Source organism: Haloarcula sp. 1CSR25-25 (assembly GCF_032027985.1).
Lineage (GTDB): Archaea > Halobacteriota > Halobacteria > Halobacteriales > Haloarculaceae > Haloarcula.
Map to the genome: position 1 here is coordinate 883,734 of NZ_JAHYBW010000001.1, position 15,667 is coordinate 899,400.

Below are 15,667 nucleotides of genomic sequence, written 5' to 3' on the forward strand. Positions count from 1 at the left end.
AGCGTGCCGGTCGCGTCTGCGAACAAAACGCACAAGCGAGCGGCCGCCGAACCTCGGGTATGCTCCAGTCCGGGTTCTCCAGCCTGACCGGCGGTGGTATTTTGGCGGTCCTCGTGACCGTTCTCGTCACCTGGCTCTTTTACGCCGTCACGCTCCACCTGGCCGCGACGTTTTTCATCGGCGACGTGCCGAGCCAGCTCGCCGCGAAAGCCGCCATCGCGCCGGCGCTCGTCTCGCTGATTCTCCAGCGCTGGGGCGTCGAGTCCGGGGTCGTCTCGGCCGACCTCGGCGTTGCGGTCGTCCTGTTGCTCACCCTCGTCGCCGACGGTATCGCCATCAGCCTCTCGTACCGGCTCTCGACCCGCTCGACGGCCCCGCTCGTGGCGCTGCATCTGGCTTTCGCTGCCGTTCTGGGCTTCGCGCTGAACAACATCTTCGGGCTGGTGTGACCGGCGTTTGCCGCAGGCCTTGCAGATTCACTCGGATACTCAACGCTCGGAATACCCGTCAATATCATAACCAATTAACTATCCTGAATTATAATACGTCTATCATGAGGCGCGACATCGGGCCCTCGGAATCCGTGAGTGAAGCTGTCGTGCGGGCCGTGAGCAGTGCTGAGGACCGTCCGCCGAAGGCGCTGCCGTCACTGTACGGCGTTGTCAATCCGGAGGCGCTGGACGACCTGTTCAGCGATGAGAACAGACCTGACGCCGACGATACCAGTCAGGTGTCGTTTCGCTTTAGCGACTCCCTGGTCACGGTTCGCGAGGGCAGGTGTGTTCAGGTCGAGCGACCGTAGACACAAGCACATACAGCGCAGTCCCCGGAGCGGTCGGCACGGACAGCGCGGGCACCGAGGTTCTGTCGGCGCGTGCCGCGACCGGGGCCAAACGGTTTTCACGCTCGCTGCCGCCTGTGCTGCCATGGATTCCGACCCGAATCTCGACCGGTTCAGTTCGCGGCGGTCGACGGCCTACGGGAGTCGCGGCGTCGTCGCGACGAGCCAGCCACTCGCAGCGGAGGCGGGACTCGACGTGCTCCGCGAGGGGGGCAACGCCTTCGACGCGGCCGTCGCGACGGCGGCGGTACTGAACGTCGTCGAGCCGATGAGTACCGGCCTCGGCGGGGACGCCTTCGCGCTATTCCGGACAGCCGACGGGGACGTCGGCGCGATGCGGGCCTGTGGCGGTGCCCCGGCCGATGCGACTATCGACACCGTACGCGAACGGGTCGCCGGTCGAAAGGGGTGTACTCCGGACGCGGCCGAGATGCCCGAGCGGGGCCCGCTGGCGGTGACCGTTCCCGGCGCACCGCGGGGCTGGGAAGCCACCGTCGGGCAGTTCGGCCGGTTGTCGCTCGAGGCGGTGCTGGCCGATGCCGTCCGCTACGCCACCGGGGGCTTCCCCGTCACAGAGGTTATCGCGTCGGCGTGGGACCTGTGTGCGCCGGAACTGCGCAACGACGCGGCCCGCGAGCAGTACCTCCTCGAGGACGGAACCGCCCCCGGGGTCGGCGAGGTCGTCAGCCTCCCCGAACTCGGGTCGACGCTGTCCACGCTGGCGACCGAGGGGGCCGACCCGTTCTACGAGGGCGCTATCGCCGACGAGATAGCTGCGACCGTCCGGGCCGCCGGCGGCCTGCTCCGGCAGTCGGACCTGGCCGGGTTCGAGGTGGAGTTCCCGGAGCCGGTGTCGACGACGTACCGGGGGACCGAGGTGTACGAACTCCCGCCGAACAATCAGGGACTCATCGCCCTGGAGGCGCTGAACGTCGCCGAGGCGGCCGGCATCGCTTCGGCGGACGGTCCCGTCGAACGGACCCACCTCCTGGCGGAGGCGATGAAACTCGCGTTCACCGACGGCCACCACTACATCACCGACCCCGAGTACGAGTCGGTGCCCCCGCTGGCCTCGCCTGACTGGGCGGCCGAGCGGGCTACAGAGATCGGCCCGACGGCCATCGACGACCCGGATATCGGGATGCTGGATTCGCCGGCGGAGGACGCCGACACGGTCCTGCTGACGGTCGCCGACGAAGCGGGCAACCTCGTCTCGTTCATCAATTCGCTGTTCCAGGGCTTCGGAAGCGGCCTCGTGGCCGGCGACACCGGCCTCACACTGCAAAACCGCGGCGCGTCGTTCTCACTGGACGACTCACATCCGAACCGCCTCGAACCGGGCAAACGCCCGTTCCACACGCTGATTCCGGGCCTGGCGAACTTCGGCCCGGACGACTGGGCGGCCTTCGGTGTCATGGGCGGGTACATGCAGCCACAGGGCCACGTCCAGGTGCTCTCGAACCTGCTGGACCGGGACCTCCCCCTGCAGGCCGCGCTGGACGAGCCGCGGTGGCGCTACCGGGAAAACGGCACCCTCGCCGTCGAAGCCCGGTTCGGCGAGGACCGCACGTCGAAACTGGTCCGTCGTGGGCACGACGTGGCCGTCGACGTCCCGCTCCAGTTTGGTGGGGCGCAAATCGCCCGCTGGAACGACGGCGTGCTATCAGGGGCGACGGAACCGCGGAAAGACGGGACTGTTGCGGTGTACTGATACTGTCGGACCTAAGCCTTTCAAGAATTTCGCCACCCCGGGTGGCGAATATCTTCACGAAGTTACGGCCAACAGTACGAGCGACTGTGGCGGGTGGCGGCATCGGTCGGCGGCCTGTGGGAACAGGGAGATCACGGCAGTCGTGGCAACAGGGCGGTCACGGCGACTGTGACAACGGAGCGGTCACCTGATAGTGGTGGCGGAGCGGTCGGGGACCCAGTGGGCGGAAAGCGGCTCTGGCAGCGGGGCTGACGTGGCGATGCGGACAGCAGACGGCAGTCCCGGGCCGCTTCGCGGCCGAGGATGTCCGCCGGAGTAAAACGGTACTATTCGACCAGGCGTTCGATTTCTGTCACGAGGATATCGCTCGCGCCCACGTCTTTGAGCGAACTGATGGTTTCGAAGACGGCGCGTTCCTCGACGACGGCGTGAACGGCGAGCCGGTCGGAGCCGGCGATGTCCATCACGGTGGGGCCGCCCATCCCTGGAAGCACGTCTTTCACGTCGTCGAGAACGTCCTCGGGGGCGTTCATCATCAGATAGCGTTTGTCTTCGGCGGCGAGGACAGAGCCCAGCGCGGTGTCGACCTGCTGGACCTTCTCGTCGTCGGCGGTGTCCTCGCGGGCGAACAGGCGGACGGAGCTTTCGAGTACCTCGTCGACGACGGCGAGGCGGTTCATCCGGAGCGTGGTCCCGGTCGAGGTGATGTCGACGATGCCGTCGGCGATGTCGACGTGGGGGGTCAGCTCCGTCGCGCCGGATACCTCGGTCACGTCCACGTCCACGTCGACCCGGTCGAAGTAGCGGCGGGTGATCGTCGGGAACTCCGTGGCGATGCGGCCCCCCTCGAAGTCGTAGACGGTCTCGATGTCGCTGTCCTCCGGCGCAGCGAGGACGAGGCGACAGCGGCCGAACTCGAGGTCGCGGAGTTCGACAAGTTCGTCGGCATCCGATTCCCGGACCTGGTCGAGGCCGGTGATGCCCACGTCGGCAGCGCCGTCCGCGACGTACTCGGGGATGTCGGCGGCGCGGGCGTACAGGACGGTCACGTCCGGGTCGACGGTGTCGGCGTGCAGCTGGCGGTCGGCCCCGTCGACCAGGTGGAGGCCGGCCCGTTCGAGCAGTTCCTCGCTTGGTTCGTGCAGGCGGCCCTTGTTGGGGACGGCGATTCGCATACGCCTACTGGCAGGCCGCGGGGCAACTGTCTTTCCCCTCACGCCGAGGTGCCGTGGGGCGCTGTCACAGTCGGTCCCGGCGCGGCAGGGTGACGAAGACGCCCGCGGCCAGGAGTGTCAGCCCGGCCAGCCCGTAGAACGCGAGGGCGAACAGGCCGCGGTCGGCGAGCAGGCCCACAGCCGTCGAACCGAGCGAACTGACCGCAAAGAAGGCGGTCCGGAGCAGGCCCCAGCCGGTGCCTTCGGCGGTGTCCGGAAGCGTGTCGACGATGTAGGCGTTGGCGAGCGGCCCGGCGCTCATCCGAATCCCGATAACGCCGGCGACGACCGCTAGCGGGACCACACCCTCGACGGCCGGTACGAGCGCGAGCGGGACGGTGCTGACGAGTGCGACGGCGGTCAGGACGAGCGGGGTCCCGTACCGGTCGGCGAGTCGCCCGGTGACCGTCTGGGAGAGTGCACCGCCGACGAACAGCACCGAGAGGAGCGCGCCGGCGGTCCCCTGCGAGAGGTCCCGGACCGTGACCAGATACGTCGTGAGAAACGCGGTCACGGCCTGGAAGACGAACAACATAAGCGTCTCACCGGAGACAGACAGCACGAGCCGTCGGTCGCGGAAGCCGGCGACGACGGTTCGGAGGTCCCGCCGGAGGCTCCGTTCGGTCTCGACGGTCGGGCGGTCCGACACCGACAGCCAGAGGACGCCGGCGACGAGCAGGAACAGCGGGGCGACGCTGGCGAGCGCCAGCCGCCAGCCGTAGCGGATCGTGACGAACGCGGCAACCGCGGGCAGGGCGGCCGCCCCGAGGGAGCCGGCGGCCATTACGACGCCGAAGGCGGTCCCCTCGCGGGCGTCGAACGTCCGCGAGAGGGCGGTCCCGCGGGTCGGACCGTACAGTCCCGTTCCGAACCCGAACGCGCCCGTGGCGACCAGGAACAGCGAGAACACCGGCGCGAGGAAGTACCCAAGCAGCCCGACCCCCGACAGCAGCGCCGCGGCCACCAGCAGCGTCCGCTCCCCGACCCGGTCGATGAGGACGCCGGCGGGGAACTGCATCGCCGCGTACGTGAGCCAGAGCACCGTGACTGCGAGTCCGGCCTGGGCGTTCGAGATGACGAACTCCTCGCGTATCGTCGGTAGAATCGCAGGGACGGCAAAGCGCATTCCGAGGACGAGGAACCAGCCGGCGGCGACGGCGAGCAGCATCCGGGCCGGGCTCTCGTGTCGCAAGGCGGTGACCCGACGGCGGATGCGCTCGGCTGTCGCCATTCTCTTGGCGTTCCCGACGCACCGGAGCGGAAAGACCTCTGCGGAACAGGCACCGGACCGCCTGAAAATATGCCAACACGCCACACAGCGGCGCCGTGGACCCGGCGAACTAAGACCCGCGGTAGCGAAGCCACGGTCATGAGCGAACTCCTCGTCACCGGCGGGCAGGTCCTCCGTCCGGACCTGTCCGTCGAGCGGGCGGACGTACTGGTATCGCGGGACAGCGGCGACATCGTGGCGGTCGACGAGCCGGGCGCGCTGGGCGGCGACGACGAACTCGACGCCACCGACGGGCTCGTCATCCCCGGGCTGGTCAACGCCCACACCCACGTCGCCATGACGCTGCTGCGGGGCCTCGCGGACGACAAGCCCCTCGACGCCTGGCTGCAGGAGGACGTCTGGCCCGTCGAGGCGGAACTGACCGCCGAGGACATCCGCGCCGGCGCGGAACTCGGGCTGGTCGAGATGATCCGGTCGGGGACGACCCAACTCTCGGACATGTACTTCGAGGTCGAGGAGATCGCCGAGGCCGTCGACCAGGCCGGGATGCGGGCTGTACTGGGCTTTACCGCGGTCACCGTCGGCAAGGACGACGAGGGCGCGCGGGCGGACCTCCAGGAGAGCCTCGACGTGGCCCAGGCTCTCGACGGCGCGGCCGACGGCCGGGTCCGGACGACGTTCCAACCGCACTCGTTGACGACTGTCGGCGAGGAGTACCTCCGTGAGTTCGTCCCGCAGGCCCTCGAGGACGGCCTCTCGATCCACCTGCACGCCAACGAGACCCGCGACGAGGTGACGCCTATCGTCGAGGAACACGGACTGCGCCCGCTGGCCTACGCGGCCGACGTCGGCCTGCTGGACGGCGATACCTACGTGGCCCACGGTGTCCACGTCGACGACAGCGAAATCGACCTGCTGGCCGAGACCGACACCGGCGTCGCCCACTGCCCGGCCTCGAACATGAAACTCGCCAGCGGGATGGCCCCTGTTCAGGACCTGCTCGACGCCGGCGTCACCGTGGGCATCGGAACCGACGGCGCGGCCTCGAACAACGACCTCGACATGTTCGACGAGATGCGCGACGCGGCGATGCTTGGAAAACTGGCGGCTGACGACGCCAGCGCGGTCGACGCCGGGACCGTCGTGGAGATGGCCACGGAAAACGGCGCGGAACTGCTCGGCTTCGACAGCGGCCGCATCGAAGCCGGCGCGAACGCCGACCTGGCCGTCATCGACCTCGACGCCCCACACCTGACGCCGGCCCACGACCTCGTCTCGCACCTGGCCTACGCCGTCTGCGGGAGCGACGTGTGCCACACGGTCTGTGACGGCGAGGTGCTCATGCGCGACCGCACGGTCGAGGTCTTCGACGAGGCGGCAGTGCGAGAGCGGGCCGCCGAACGCGCCGAGGCACTGGTGGAGCGCGCCGAGTCCTAGCCAATCGTGTCCAAGTGGTAACTAAACGACGAGAACAGAAAATAAACGGTATCGACGGTTCTCGGCCGGTCTCGTCGGGCCCTCGAACGGCGTGAACGAGTTGAACGGGAGGGGGTGTTTATCGCTCGTTCGGCGAACGTATCTGGTACGATGCGCACCAAACTCTTCGCACTGTACGCCGCTGTGGGACTGGCCCTGCTGGCCGCCGGTCCGGGACTGGCGGCCGCGGCAGACTCGGCCGGCAACACCGCCGCAGGGAACACACTCGCCGTCGGCGTCTCCCAGGCCGACGACGGCACCGCGACGGTATCGGTCACACAGAACGGGACGGGCGTCGGCAACGCCTCGGTCGCCGTGGCGTCGGCTGACAACGTCTCCTACGCCGGCACCGGCAACTACACGACCGACGGCGACGGGACGGTCGGACTGCCGGCGCCCGAGCAGAACGTCACGGTCGACGTGACGGCGACGGCCGACAATCACACCGCGACGACGACGGCCGATCTGACCGTCGCGTCCGCCAACGCGACCGAGTTCGACACCTTCGGCCTCCGGGTGTCAGCCTACGTCAGTGACTTGCTGGGCGACGAGAACCGGACCGGCGGTATCGGCCCGGCCGTCGCCAGCTTCGTGACGGCCAACAACCCCGGCAACGCGCCGGCCCACGCCGGCCCGCCCGCACACGTCACCGGTGCAACCGAGTCCGACGACAACGAGACTCACCCCAGCGAACGACAGGGGCCGCCGGCCGATATCTTCGGGGACGACGAGAACGAGAGAGAGGACGACCGCCGCGGTCCCCCGGAAGACGCCGGGCCGCCAGCGGACCGCGGTGACGACGAAGACGAGACCGAGACCGAAGACGACAACGAAACGGACGAGGACGATCGCCGTGGTCCCCCGGAGGACGCTGGGCCACCCGAGAACGCCGGACCGCCCGAGGACCGCGGTGACGACGAGGTCGAGAGTGAAGACGAGGACGACGAGAACGAGACTGAGGACGAGGATGACAGCGAAGACGAGGAATCGGAAGACGAAGAGGACGACAGCGACGACGATGACGACGACGGCGACCGCGGCCGACCGGACGACGCCGGCCCGCCGGACGAACGCGGTAACTGAACGGCTTCGGTAGCGTTTTAGGAACTCTCTTCCTCTGTCGTGACATGACGACGCCTATTTCCGAGCGACTCGACGACCTCGACGAGGCTCGCGATTCCGGCCGCCGAAAGATGGACTGGGCCATCCAGCACATGCCCATCTGCGGCGCGCTCCGCGAGCAGTTCGCAGCCGACCAGCCCTTCGCCGGCGAGCGGATCGGCATGGCGATGCACGTCGAAGCCAAGACCGCCGTGCTCGCGGAACTGCTGGCCGTCGGCGGCGCGGAGGTCGCCATCACCGGCTGTAACCCCCTTTCGACCCACGACGACGTGAGCGCTGCACTCGACGCCGTCGACGGCGTCACCTCCTACGCCGAACGGGGCGTCGACGACGAGGAGTACTACGCGGCCATCGAGGCCGTCATCGACCACGAGCCGACCATCACCGTCGACGACGGGATGGACCTCGTCGCGGCCATCCACGAGGACTACCCGGAGCTCATCGACACCATCGTCGGCGGCGCGGAAGAGACGACGACCGGCGTCCACCGACTGCGGGCGATGGACGAGGACGGCGAACTCGACTACCCCGTGTTCGCGGTCAACGACACGCCGATGAAGCGCCTGTTCGACAACGTCCACGGCACCGGCGAGTCCTCGCTGGCGAGTATCGCCATGACGACGAACCTCTCGTGGGCCGGCAAGACAGTCGTGGTCGCCGGCTACGGCTACTGCGGCAAGGGCGTCGCGAAGAAAGCCAGCGGCCAGAACGCCGACGTGGTCGTCACCGAGGTCGAGCCCCGCCGCGCGCTCGAAGCCCACATGGAGGGCTACGACGTGCTGCCGATGGCCGAGGCCGCCGCCGAGGGCGACGTGTTCATCACGACCACCGGCAACCGCGACGTCATCGTCGAGGAGCACTTCGAGGCGATGCAGGACGGCGTCTTGCTCGCCAACGCCGGCCACTTCGACGTGGAAGTCGACCTCGACGCGCTGTCGGACCTCGCCGCCGACAGCTACGAGGCCCGTGACGGCGTCCGGACCTACGAGATGGCCGACGGCCGACGCCTGAACGTGCTGGCCGAGGGTCGCCTGGTCAATCTCGCGACCCCCATCGCACTGGGCCACCCCGTCGAGGTGATGGACCAGAGCTTCGGTATCCAGGCCGTCTGCGTCCGCGAACTGGTCGAGAACGCCGACGACTACGAGGCCGGCGTCCACGCGGTCCCGGACCGGCTCGACAAGGAAGTCGCGGAGATCAAACTCGAGGCCGAGGGCGTCGACTTCGACTCATTGACTGACGCCCAGGCCGAGTATATGGATTCCTGGCAGCACGGGACGTAGGGCGGGGCGCAACCGTAAGGAGCGGCCCGCCAGACGCGCAGCGGTGACCGAAGGGAACAGCGAGCAGTAGCGAGAGGTCTCCAAATCGCGAGCGGTAGCAATCCGCAAGCGAGAGCATGGATGGGAACCAGACCGGGGGAGGAAAACGAGAGCAGCACCGGGGACCACAGAGAGCGAAGAAGGACCAAAGCGGCGTATCAGCGCTCCGTAGTGTCACTGAGCGGGTCGTCGCTATCGTCGCACGTCGACGAAGACCGTCGACTGAATCCACGCAGACGGGTTCTCGGGGTCGCCGATATGGGCGACCGTATCCACGCCGACGTCGTACTCTTCGAACGTCGCTCTGATGCCCTCTTGTGAAGTGGTGTCGTGCTCGTGTGTCATCGGTGTGTTCCGTGTCTCGTCTGGCAGTTACCTCGTCGGGGGTGACTGGACCGGTGCACTCCGTCGACCGAACCGAACGCAGTCGCCGACCCGCGTGTCCTTACCACGCTTTCACAATGTAGAGTAGCGGGCATCCGTCTATCCCCTAGCTGTATTCAGCCGTCGCCCGTTCGCGTCTATAAGTATAGCCCCGGGTCCGTTCGCACTGGCTGTCGGGAATCCGACACCGACCGTCCCGGTGACGGCAATTTTATTCGCTCCCGTCCGAAAGGTGGTGGCAATGGAACCGCTCCACGCACGCTACCCCTTTCTGGCGCGGTCGCGGGAGGCCGTCGAAGCCGCGGCGGTGGACCTGGGCGAGATTGTCGCCACGGACGAGGCGGTCACGGCGCGCGCGCTGGAGCGGGTCGAATCGGCAATCACGGACGGCACCGTCGGGGAGCCACACCGCCGGACCCGCGTCGAACTGCTGTCGTACCCGGTCGCCCGCGTGCTGGTGTCGCTCGTCGACGTGCACATCTGCACCCGGAAGTACGCCCAGGCGGAGGCCGAGGCGGCCTACGAGCGGTTCACCGAGGAGTTCGCGACGACGACGGAGCTGAAATCGACCCAGCGCGAGACGCTCGACCGCGAGGAACTCCTCGGGGAGTTCGACCTCGCGAGCGCCGTCAGAGACGCTGGCGACGGCTACCGCATCGAAGTCGGGGCGTATCTCGACCTGGCGGCCGACCAGCGGGGCGACTCCTGGCGGCTGGTCAACCGGCCACTGGCCGACGGGCAGGTCCGAGTCTCCGCCGAGGAACTGAACGTCCTGCTGAAGCAGGCGATCCGCCACCGCGTCGCCGACGGCCTGCCGTTCGACGTGCCCGACGCTATCGCGGACGAACTGACCGAGGCGGTCGACCGCCTGGAGGAAGTCATCTCGGAACTGGAACTCACCCGCGAGATCGACACCGTCGTCCCGGACCTGTTTCCGCCCTGCATGAAGTCCCTCCTCGACCGGGTGCAGAAGGGCGAACACCTCGAACACCACTCCCGGTTTGCCATCGCGACCTTCCTCATCGGCATCGGGATGACGACGGACGAGATCGTCGACCTGTTCCAGGTCAATCCCGGTTTCGGCGAGGAGGCGACCCGGTATCAGGTCGACCACATCCGCGGGGAGACCAGCCCGACGGAGTACTCGACGCCGGCGTGTTCGACCATGCAGTCCTACGGCGACTGTGTCAACATGGACGATCTCTGTGAGACGATTTCCCATCCGATGGGCTACTACGAGCAGAAGTTAGACGACACCGACGAGGAGGAACTGGTCGACTGGCGCGAGGACGAGGGCGACGAGGAAGCCGACGCCTAGAACTGCTGGCGTTCGAGCCAGAGGCCGGCAGCGGTCATGAACACGACGAACAGTCCGATTACGCCGACGAGGGCGTAGCCACCCGTTGGCGACAGGGCCGCCCTGTTCAGGTACATCTGTGAGACGGTAACAGCTCCGCTGACGAACAGCACGACGGCGACCGCCGAGATGACGATTTGCAGGAGCGTCTCCCGCTCGATATCCATGCTCTGCGATTTCACAGGGCCGGCAAAAAGGGTATCGAAGCGCCGGAGCCCGCCGGCCGAGCCATTTAGGCCGCTGTAGCACCTACGTTTCAACTGGACGCATTGGAAAATACAGCCGCGTCCGAACCTATGACGCTCATCGAGCCATCAGCCGACCGGCAGAGTACCGCACTTGCACCGGACCTCCGTTCCCTCCCGGACCGGGCCGCCCGCGCCTGGACCGAGCGCATGGCCGTGCGCCCGCGAGCGGGCAGCACGTACGCCGTGACGACGGAGAGCGACAGCACGTACCTCGTCGACGTCGCACGGCACGCCTGCTCCTGTCCCGACAACCGAATCCGCGGCGAGCACTGCAAACACCTCCGGCGTGTCGCCATCGAGATCACCGCACGTCGGGTCGCACCGCCCGGCAAGGAACGGGCGGTCTGTGACGCCTGTGGCACTGTCACCTTCGTCGCCCCGGACGCAGAAACCCCCCATCTCTGCGGGCAGTGCCGACTGGAGACCGGCGACGTTGTGCGGGACCGCGAGACGGGCGACAGACTCGTCGTTACAGCCGTCACCGACACGGCGGCCGACGACTGGACTATCGAGGCGACCGACGAGACGGTCGCCGAGTACGACACCAACGACGGCTACCCGCCGGACGACCTCGTGGTGCTGGCGACGTATCTCACCGAGGCCGTCCGTGCGACCGAACCGCGTGAGTACGCCTTTCCCCTGTCGCGACTCCGCCGCGTCGAGGACGCCGAACTCGTCAGCGGTCGGACCCAGTAGCCACACGCGCTCGAACCGCTATTCCAGCATCGCCGCGGCTTCCTCCTTGTCGAGGTCGCCGCGCTCGAAGGCCGACAGCACGTCCAGCACGCTCTGGTCGGGCCCGTTGTCGGCCACCTCCTCCAGCGTGACCCTCTTCGAGTGGCCCACGAACTCCTCGAAGTCTGTCCCGTCGGAGAGTGCCGTCTCCTTCTTGACGCGGTAGTTGCCCCCGTCGGTCGTGTGGAGGTCCCCCGGGTGGAAGAAGTACCAGTCCTCTCGGTCGAACCGGACGGCGATACGCGGCTTCGCGCCGAAGTTCCGGGCGAAGAAGAGTAGCGCCTCGACCTCCTCGCCGGTGAGATAGATGGGGTCGCCGGCGCTGGATTTCGCCTCGATAGCGTAGAAGGTCTCGCCGTCGCCCGAGAGCACGTCCGGCAGTTCCCGCTCGGTCGCGCTGCCGCTGGCCGGCGCGCGCATCACCGCAAAGCCCGCCTCGTCGAGTGCGTTGACCAGTTCGCGCTCGCGGCGGTCGCCCTTCGCGTTCGAGTTTGCCATTATCAGGACGTGGAGCGACGGGGGTAAAACCGTTCAGATACGGACAGACCGTTCATTCCGTTCAAACAGGCGTCCCTCGTTTGACCTATCGCGGGGCATATACGTACCAACTACTTCCCATATGATGAAATGACTTCGCTCACAACAGCAGAGCAGGTACCGGTAGCGACACACTATGCGGGGCGACGCCAATGAGGCGGCGGCGATTCATCGCGACGGGCGCCGGCGTCAGCGTCGGCCTCTTCGCCGGCTGTTCCGGGTCGAGCGACTCAGGCGGGTCCGGCGGGACCAGCGGTGACGGAACCAGCGACAGCGGCTCGACCGACAGCGACGCCACGACAGACGACAGCGGCACTGTCGGGGCGTTCCGGCTCCTCATCAGCGACCAGCCTGCAGCCATCGGCGACTTCGACTCGCTCGACGTATCGTTCTCGCGAGCCCGTATCTTCCACGCGGGAGACGGCGAGGAGACGGAGGAACGCGACGACGCGACCGAGACCGACGGAACCGAAACGGAGACGGTCGAACCGACCGAGACGGAGGCTGACGAAGACGACGAAAGCGAAACCGAAGACGACGAGGGCGGCTTCGTCGTCCGCGACCTCGAGGGCGCGACCGTCGACCTCACCGAAGTCGTCGGCGACAGGGCCATCGGCGTCCTCGACGGCGAACTCGAAGCGGGCCGCTACAGCAAGGTCGAACTGTACGCCGAATCCGTCGACGGGGTCGTCGACGGCGAGTCCGTCGAGGTGAAGATTCCGAGCGGGAAGCTCCAGCTCACCAAACCGTTCGAGGTCGTCGCCGGCGAATCGGTCGAGTTCGTCTTCGACATCAACGTCGTCAGGAAGGGCAACGGCGGCTACAACCTCCTGCCGGTCATCTCGGAGAGCGGGGTCGCCGGAACGGACGTCGACGTGTCAGAGGTCGGTGGCGACGATGCAGAAGACGCGACCGACGATGAGGAGGGGGACAGCGACGCGACCGACAATGACGAGGAGACCGGCACCGAGACGACGGACCGCGATTCGACGACGGCATCGGACCGGAGCGGCAACGAGACGACGGCCGACGAGTAGCTTCGCTCGCGTTACTCTTCGAGCCGGGACTCGAGTTCTTCGATGACTTCCTCGGTCGTCCCGCCGTCGCCGCGAACCGCCTGCGTGTAGCGTCTGTACTCCTGGGGGGACACCTGCACGGTCTTGGTTTCGCCTTTGTGAGAGATTTCCAGCTTCACGGTGCCCTGCGGGTCGTTGCGACGCCGGAAGCTCGCCATCGCCGTGAACACGAACCAGAACGCCACGCACGCACCGATGAAGTACGCCATCGTCGTTTCGAACGCCAGCGTCTGCCCGCCGACCGTCCAGTTGTAGGGGTAGGCCACCTGGAACAGCCCGATACCGACCAGACAGAGGACGGCGCCGACTGCGACACCGCTCTGTTCTCGACGGCTCGAGGGCAACACGGCGACGACGCTCAGGAACATCGCGGGGATGCCCAGGCCGCCCAGCGTCCCGCCGAGTTTCTCGGCGGCGTGGGGCGCTGTCGCGCCGACGACCGCCGACAGCGGGGTCGTCACCAGGAGTATCGCCACGACCACCGCCAGCGCGCCGACGAACCCCAGGGCCGCACCGCCGACGACGCGTCGGGGGTCACGCCCCTCCCAGCGCCGGTTGCCGTACGCGTCCCCGAGGTTCTCCATACCGGCCCGTTGGCACCCGACCCACAAAACGCTACGTCAGACGCGCGTGCGACGCTGTACGGCGGCCAGCGCGTCGCCGCCGGCGGCTGTCAGCGTGCCGAGGTGGTCGCTGTCGACGAGTTCGAGCGAGGCGTCCGGAAGCCGTCGAGCGAGGGCTTTCCCCGTCGACGGCGCGACGTTAGCGTCGGTCTGCCCCTGGAACACGCAAACCGGAACGGCGACGTCTTCGAGGGCGAACGGCCACGGTTCCGAGAGGAGGCGCTGCTCGCGGACAATCGCGCTCGGGCCGCGTGCCATCGCGGTGAGCATGTCCGCCCGGACGATACGAGCCACTTCGTCGGCCGTCAGGGCCTCCGTCTCCGGCGCTTCCTCGGCGACGAACCCGACGGCGTAGGACGGGTCCCGGCGGAGGGCGAACCACCGCTGGAGGCGAAAGAGTCGCCCGAGCGCCCACGGTGCGTGTCGGGACAGCGTCCCCACGAACTGCTGGACCCGCCCCGTCGAGCCGATAGACGGCGGGCCGCTGCCGCCAAGCAGCGCGACTCGCTGTATCTCTGGCAGTCGGTGACAGGCCAGTGCGAACGGACCACCGCCGGAGAAGCCGACCGCACCCGCGGACTCGACGCCGAGATGGGACAGCAGGGCCGCGGCGTCGTCCGGCCAGTCGCCGATTCCGACGGGGGAGTCCGCCGAGTCCCCGATACCCGGCCGGTCCGGGGCGAGTAAGCACACGCCGTGCTCGCGGGCCGGTGCAGCGAGTAGCCGTGCGATGACGTGTGACCCGGGCGTGCCGTGACAGAAGAGGACTGGATACCCGTCGGCGTCGCCGTAGGTGGCGTAGGCCAGCCGCCGGCCGTCAGGGAGCGACAGCGTCTCGGTTTCGGAGTCGTCCGGCAGCCAGTCGGTGGCCGGAATCGGCAGCGCGGCCCCCATCCGTCGCTATTCGCTCTGGATGCGCGGCGCGAGCATGTAGGTGACACGGCCCTGCCCCTCCGCGAAGCTGAAGTGCATCTTGACCGGGAACTCCTCGCCGAGTTCCATCTCGACCTCGGCGTCTTTGGGGATGGCCTTGTTCATGTTTTTCAGGTAATCCAGCGAGAACAGCGAGTGGGCATCCCCGGGGGTGAGGTCGATGAGGTCGTCGCGGGTGAGTTCGAGGTGAACGTCGTCCGTGTCGCCCTCGGCGTCGACGTAGAACAGCTCCTCGGTCGCGTCGACGCCCAGCGCGATGTGGTCGCTGACCATGTCCGCGGCGGTGACCGACCGGTCGATATCTTTCCCCTCGATGACGATGTTGGCCGAGAGGTCCAGGTCCGGGAGGTCGGGCTCCTGGCGGATGGAGTCGGGGTCGATAAGCGCCAGGGTGTACTCGAGACCGTCGATAGAGATGTGGAGTTTCCGGGTCTCCTCGTCCAGGTCGAGGTGGACGAGCTGGCCGGCGTCGGCCATGCCGGCGATGTCTTCGAGACGGGAGAGGTTGACGCCGATGAGCCCACCGTCCGTCTCGTAGGACTCGAACGCCGCCGCGTCGAGCCGCAGGTCGACCATTCCAACGTTGGCCGGGTCGACTGCCCGGATTTCCAGCCCGTCTTCTTCGAGGTGGATCTTGCACTCGTCCACCAGCACGCTCACAGAGTCGAGAGCCGCCTGGAGCGTATCTGCGCTCACGATGGCGTTGAACATCTTGAACCGAAGTATGCCCCCATCCATTAAAAAGTCCCTCATTGAAACCGCGTGCGCGCGAGCGACCGCGGGAACGCGGCGCCGGTCGCGAGCGACTCGACCCTCAAGTCGTCAATCCCGAGCGCGAGTAGGCGGAGCCGGCGCGC

General features: G+C 67.6%; 17 protein-coding genes. 9 read left to right on the forward strand and 8 right to left on the reverse strand.

Going from position 1 to position 15,667, the window contains the following annotated elements:
- The first annotated feature begins 59 nt into the window (after window positions 1–59).
- From KZ498_RS04460 to KZ498_RS04470, 3 genes are all read left to right on the forward strand, one after another.
- The gene (locus KZ498_RS04460) at window positions 60–449 is read left to right on the forward strand and encodes a hypothetical protein (protein WP_312617148.1); all 390 of its coding nucleotides are present in this window, start codon (window positions 60–62) and stop codon (window positions 447–449) included.
- A gap of 104 nt (window positions 450–553) precedes the next feature.
- Window positions 554–802 carry a HalOD1 output domain-containing protein gene (locus KZ498_RS04465; protein WP_312617149.1) on the forward strand — a complete coding sequence of 83 codons (249 nt, stop codon included), beginning with the start codon at window positions 554–556 and terminating at the stop codon, window positions 800–802.
- A 124-nt stretch (window positions 803–926) separates the two neighbouring features.
- Window positions 927–2,552 (forward strand): gamma-glutamyltransferase family protein, encoded by a 1,626-nt coding sequence (locus KZ498_RS04470; protein WP_312617151.1) that lies wholly within the window; start codon window positions 927–929, stop codon window positions 2,550–2,552.
- Window positions 2,553–2,878: 326 nt separating this feature from the next.
- On the opposite strand, the gene hisG is transcribed toward KZ498_RS04470, so the two are convergent.
- Entirely contained in the window at window positions 2,879–3,727 is an 849-nt protein-coding gene (gene hisG, locus KZ498_RS04475; protein ID WP_312617152.1) for an ATP phosphoribosyltransferase, read from the reverse strand.
- A gap of 64 nt (window positions 3,728–3,791) precedes the next feature.
- Window positions 3,792–4,934 (reverse strand): MFS transporter, encoded by a 1,143-nt coding sequence (locus tag KZ498_RS04480; protein WP_312617360.1) that lies wholly within the window; start codon window positions 4,932–4,934, stop codon window positions 3,792–3,794.
- A gap of 201 nt (window positions 4,935–5,135) precedes the next feature.
- Here KZ498_RS04480 and KZ498_RS04485 point away from each other — a divergent pair, with 201 nt between their 5' ends.
- The 3 genes from KZ498_RS04485 (at window position 5,136) to KZ498_RS04495 (ending at window position 8,878) form a co-directional block, all read left to right on the forward strand.
- On the forward strand, window positions 5,136–6,434 hold the full coding sequence (locus tag KZ498_RS04485) for an amidohydrolase (RefSeq protein WP_312617362.1): 1,299 nt from the start codon (window positions 5,136–5,138) through the stop codon (window positions 6,432–6,434).
- A gap of 150 nt (window positions 6,435–6,584) precedes the next feature.
- A complete protein-coding gene (locus KZ498_RS04490; RefSeq protein ID WP_312617153.1) occupies window positions 6,585–7,556 on the forward strand; it encodes a hypothetical protein in 972 nt (323 codons plus the stop codon).
- Window positions 7,557–7,600: 44 nt separating this feature from the next.
- Window positions 7,601–8,878, forward strand: coding sequence for an adenosylhomocysteinase (locus KZ498_RS04495; RefSeq protein ID WP_312617154.1), 1,278 nt, complete (start codon window positions 7,601–7,603; stop codon window positions 8,876–8,878).
- A 231-nt stretch (window positions 8,879–9,109) separates the two neighbouring features.
- On the opposite strand, the gene KZ498_RS04500 is transcribed toward KZ498_RS04495, so the two are convergent.
- On the reverse strand, window positions 9,110–9,262 hold the full coding sequence (locus KZ498_RS04500; protein WP_312617156.1) for a hypothetical protein: 153 nt from the start codon (window positions 9,260–9,262) through the stop codon (window positions 9,110–9,112).
- Between the two features lie 280 nt (window positions 9,263–9,542).
- On the opposite strand from KZ498_RS04500, the gene priL reads away from it, so the two are divergent.
- Window positions 9,543–10,619 carry a DNA primase regulatory subunit PriL gene (gene priL / locus KZ498_RS04505; protein ID WP_312617157.1) on the forward strand — a complete coding sequence of 359 codons (1,077 nt, stop codon included), beginning with the start codon at window positions 9,543–9,545 and terminating at the stop codon, window positions 10,617–10,619.
- On the opposite strand, the gene KZ498_RS04510 is transcribed toward priL, so the two are convergent.
- Complete coding sequence (locus KZ498_RS04510) at window positions 10,616–10,825, reverse strand: hypothetical protein (protein WP_312617158.1); 210 nt, start codon at window positions 10,823–10,825, stop codon at window positions 10,616–10,618. The genes priL and KZ498_RS04510 overlap by 4 nt on opposite strands.
- A 129-nt stretch (window positions 10,826–10,954) precedes the next feature.
- Between KZ498_RS04510 and KZ498_RS04515 the strand changes: the two genes are divergently transcribed.
- Complete coding sequence (locus tag KZ498_RS04515; protein WP_312617159.1) at window positions 10,955–11,602, forward strand: SWIM zinc finger family protein; 648 nt, start codon at window positions 10,955–10,957, stop codon at window positions 11,600–11,602.
- Window positions 11,603–11,620: 18 nt separating this feature from the next.
- On the opposite strand, the gene hjc is transcribed toward KZ498_RS04515, so the two are convergent.
- A complete protein-coding gene (gene hjc / locus KZ498_RS04520; protein ID WP_312617160.1) occupies window positions 11,621–12,139 on the reverse strand; it encodes a Holliday junction resolvase Hjc in 519 nt (172 codons plus the stop codon).
- Between the two features lie 191 nt (window positions 12,140–12,330).
- Here hjc and KZ498_RS04525 point away from each other — a divergent pair, with 191 nt between their 5' ends.
- The gene (locus tag KZ498_RS04525) at window positions 12,331–13,215 is read left to right on the forward strand and encodes a DUF4382 domain-containing protein (RefSeq protein WP_312617161.1); all 885 of its coding nucleotides are present in this window, start codon (window positions 12,331–12,333) and stop codon (window positions 13,213–13,215) included.
- Between the two features lie 11 nt (window positions 13,216–13,226).
- Here the strand turns inward: KZ498_RS04525 and KZ498_RS04530 are convergent, their stop codons facing one another.
- The 3 genes from KZ498_RS04530 to KZ498_RS04540 are packed head-to-tail and all read right to left on the reverse strand — an operon-like array spanning window position 13,227 to window position 15,521.
- The gene (locus KZ498_RS04530) at window positions 13,227–13,838 is read right to left on the reverse strand and encodes a hypothetical protein (protein WP_312617162.1); all 612 of its coding nucleotides are present in this window, start codon (window positions 13,836–13,838) and stop codon (window positions 13,227–13,229) included.
- Between the two features lie 36 nt (window positions 13,839–13,874).
- Window positions 13,875–14,771 carry an alpha/beta hydrolase gene (locus tag KZ498_RS04535; RefSeq protein ID WP_312617163.1) on the reverse strand — a complete coding sequence of 299 codons (897 nt, stop codon included), beginning with the start codon at window positions 14,769–14,771 and terminating at the stop codon, window positions 13,875–13,877.
- Window positions 14,772–14,777: 6 nt separating this feature from the next.
- Window positions 14,778–15,521, reverse strand: a complete 744-nt coding sequence (locus tag KZ498_RS04540; RefSeq protein ID WP_312617364.1) for a DNA polymerase sliding clamp — start codon at window positions 15,519–15,521, stop codon at window positions 14,778–14,780.
- Window positions 15,522–15,667: the final 146 nt, after the last annotated feature.